This window comes from Metabacillus niabensis (assembly GCF_902829255.1).
GTDB lineage: Bacteria > Bacillota > Bacilli > Bacillales > Bacillaceae > Metabacillus > Metabacillus niabensis.
In genome coordinates, this window is the sequence record NZ_CADEPK010000026.1 from 1 (window position 1) to 2,722 (window position 2,722).

6 protein-coding genes are annotated in these 2,722 nt (G+C 31.8%); all 6 read left to right on the forward strand.

Features of this window, described 5'->3' with window-relative positions:
* The first annotated feature begins 110 nt into the window (after positions 1 to 110).
* The 6 genes from HU235_RS04805 (at position 111) to HU235_RS04830 (ending at position 2,428) form a co-directional block, all read left to right on the forward strand.
* Positions 111 to 626, forward strand: coding sequence for a TlpA family protein disulfide reductase (locus tag HU235_RS04805; RefSeq protein WP_174879477.1), 516 nt, complete (start codon positions 111 to 113; stop codon positions 624 to 626).
* A 162-nt stretch (positions 627 to 788) separates the two neighbouring features.
* Entirely contained in the window at positions 789 to 920 is a 132-nt protein-coding gene (locus HU235_RS04810) for an FbpB family small basic protein (protein WP_174879478.1), read from the forward strand.
* Between the two features lie 77 nt (positions 921 to 997).
* Positions 998 to 1,126 carry an acid-soluble spore protein N gene (locus HU235_RS04815; RefSeq protein WP_095300902.1) on the forward strand — a complete coding sequence of 43 codons (129 nt, stop codon included), beginning with the start codon at positions 998 to 1,000 and terminating at the stop codon, positions 1,124 to 1,126.
* 168 nt (positions 1,127 to 1,294) lie between these two features.
* Positions 1,295 to 1,531, forward strand: coding sequence for a small acid-soluble spore protein Tlp (tlp, locus tag HU235_RS04820; RefSeq protein ID WP_095300881.1), 237 nt, complete (start codon positions 1,295 to 1,297; stop codon positions 1,529 to 1,531).
* 163 nt (positions 1,532 to 1,694) lie between these two features.
* Positions 1,695 to 2,111 carry an acyl-CoA thioesterase gene (locus HU235_RS04825; RefSeq protein WP_174879479.1) on the forward strand — a complete coding sequence of 139 codons (417 nt, stop codon included), beginning with the start codon at positions 1,695 to 1,697 and terminating at the stop codon, positions 2,109 to 2,111.
* A 2-nt stretch (positions 2,112 to 2,113) separates the two neighbouring features.
* Positions 2,114 to 2,428, forward strand: a complete 315-nt coding sequence (locus tag HU235_RS04830) for a hypothetical protein (RefSeq protein WP_145585188.1) — start codon at positions 2,114 to 2,116, stop codon at positions 2,426 to 2,428.
* Positions 2,429 to 2,722: the final 294 nt, after the last annotated feature.

Sequence of the window (2,722 nt, forward strand, 5' to 3'; positions counted from 1 at the left end):
ATATATGAATTGGTGAAAGTTTTTATTTTATCTCTCGTTTAATTCATTTAGATTTCTTTTCGAATATAGTGTGTATTTGTTTATTTATGTAGGAGGTATTGTAACTCACCATGAAGAAAATTTTAGCCATTTCGATTTTGGTTTTTCTAATTGGATATGCAATTTATTATGCGATAAATCCAAATAATTCAAAAGAAGGTGTTGCAAAGGGTGACTCAGCACCTGATTTTGAATTAACAACTTTAGATGGAAAAGAGATGAGTTTATCAAGTTTAAAAGGAAAAAAAGTATTGCTTAATTTCTGGGCGACCTGGTGTCCGCCATGTCGATCGGAAATGCCAGATATGCAAAAAATACAAAATCAATACGGTGATGATGTTGTCGTCGCAGCCGTCAATTTAACGAATAGCGAACCTAGCGTTGACACAGTTAAGAAATTCATTAATGAACTAGAACTAACTTTCCCTGTTTTATTAGATGAAAAAGGAAAGATTAACAGCCAATATGAGGTATTATCCTATCCTACATCCTATATCTTAGATGAGGAAGGGACTATTAGAAATAAATTTGTTGGTGCAATGTCATTTGATCAAATGGAAGAATTACTTGAATTAAAAAATAATTAGCTTTTACTTACTCACAGTTGGACTTGCTGTGAGATTTTTTTTAATTTTAGTAATTGAATTATCACGTATTTGAATTATCACATTTTCGTTTATTTTCGAAAAATTGTATTAAATCTAAATAAATATGGACATCCTTTTATTCATAATAGTGGAGGTGATATTATGCGGAAAAATAAAAAGAGAACATTTGAGGAATTAGTATTGGAAAATAAAAAGGCTTTATTAAGAGACCAAGAGGCGCTTAGTCGTATAGAGGAGCGTTGGGAGGAAAGAATGATTAAACGATTAGATTAACAACCATTACTAGTTATTTAGAGGCGAGTATTGGGTATTCTACTCTTTGAGGGGGGATAACATTGACAAACTCTAATATGAAGCAAGCGCACTATACTCCGAGCCATCTTGGTACAAAGCCAAGAGCGTTTGGTAATAATAAAGGTAAAAAAATGCAAGATAAATCAGGACATCATGCACAGGTCATTCAAACAAAAGGTGAATAGCAAACAAAAACTGTTTTGTTTGATAAATAACAAGGTTTTACCGTAACAATGCTTGCAGCAGAGCAAATCATTTATCCTTGTTAGAGTGATAAATGATGTTTAAAAATCCTTTTTAGGAACAGACTATAATTGGCTTTGTAAAAGTCAAATGAGAAAGGATGATTTCTGTTGGTAAACCAAAATAGACCAAAACCTGATGACCGTAGCGATAATGTAGAAAAACTACAGACAATGGTCCAAAATACGATTGAAAATATTGAAGAATCACAAGACACTATGCAATTCGCTTCAGAAAAAGATCGTGAATTAATCCAAGCGAAAAATGAGCGTCGTGAAGAGGCGATCCAGGCAATGCGTGAAGAAATTAAGGATGAAGCACAAGATCGAGAAAATGGTTTTCGTTAGACTAACATGAAATCAGGCTTTATGCCTGATTTTTTTATGAGTTTATTTCTTTAGCTTTTTCTTTTTAGTGTAATTATAAAAGTCGTTTTCATTCATAAAAAAAAACGTATATGATAAGATTTATTTATGTAAAGCTACAAAGCAACAGCAAGGAGAGAATAACATGCTAGTATCAAAAAAAGAAATTGAAGTAAGATATGCGGAAACAGACCAAATGGGTGTTGTATATCATGCGAATTATCTCGTATGGATGGAAGTGGGGAGAACGAAATTAATTCAGGATCTAGGCTTTTCTTATGCTCAAATGGAGAAGGAAGGTATTATTTCTCCCGTTATTGATATAAATATTTCCTATAAAAAGCCGCTTCGGTATGGAGAAACAGCTATTATTCATACTTGGATTGAGGAATATAACGGAATAAAAAGTGTTTATGGATATGAAATATTTAATTCTGATGGTGATCTTGCTGTTCAAGCAACATCAAGTCACGTATGTGTTCATAAGGATACGTTTCGACCAGTGAAATTTAAAAAATTATATCCAGATTGGCATGAAGCTTACGAAAAGGCAAAGAAATAAACATGGCGTTTGGGATCACACGCAAAGAACTAACAGCTTGGAAGGAAGCAGTTAAAAGAGGAGAAATTGCTTTCTTAACGCATTATTGGTTTGATGATCGCTTTCCAAATTGTCATTCTGTTACAAAAGTTAGCTGCAATGATGTCAATAAACTTATTCATTGGGGAGAACAATTTGGTTTAAAAAAAGAATGGATTCATTACTATAGCGATTATCCACATTTTGATTTGCTCGGACAAACTCAATATGAGATTCTTAAGAAATCTGGATTAGATGACCATATCGTACGGTTTAAATTAACTTTAGAAAAGGATTAAAAGCATACAAGTAATACATAATTACTAAATTGGTTATGCATAAGTAACTGTTTGAGGAAATTTAACAGTTACTTATGCATATTTTTGTGTAAATTCTTCAATAGGAATCAAGGCATAAATTTAATAATGCATTTTCTTCTTTTAGATAAGTCTAATGATTCCATTATTTAGAAATAAAGTTATTTGTTTTTGTTATTACTTAGATAAAAATAAACATAAAATGAGGGACAAAAGCTAAATTGCCCTAATCCCTCAACGTTCGTTAATTTACATAATTAAAAATTGGTTCATTGA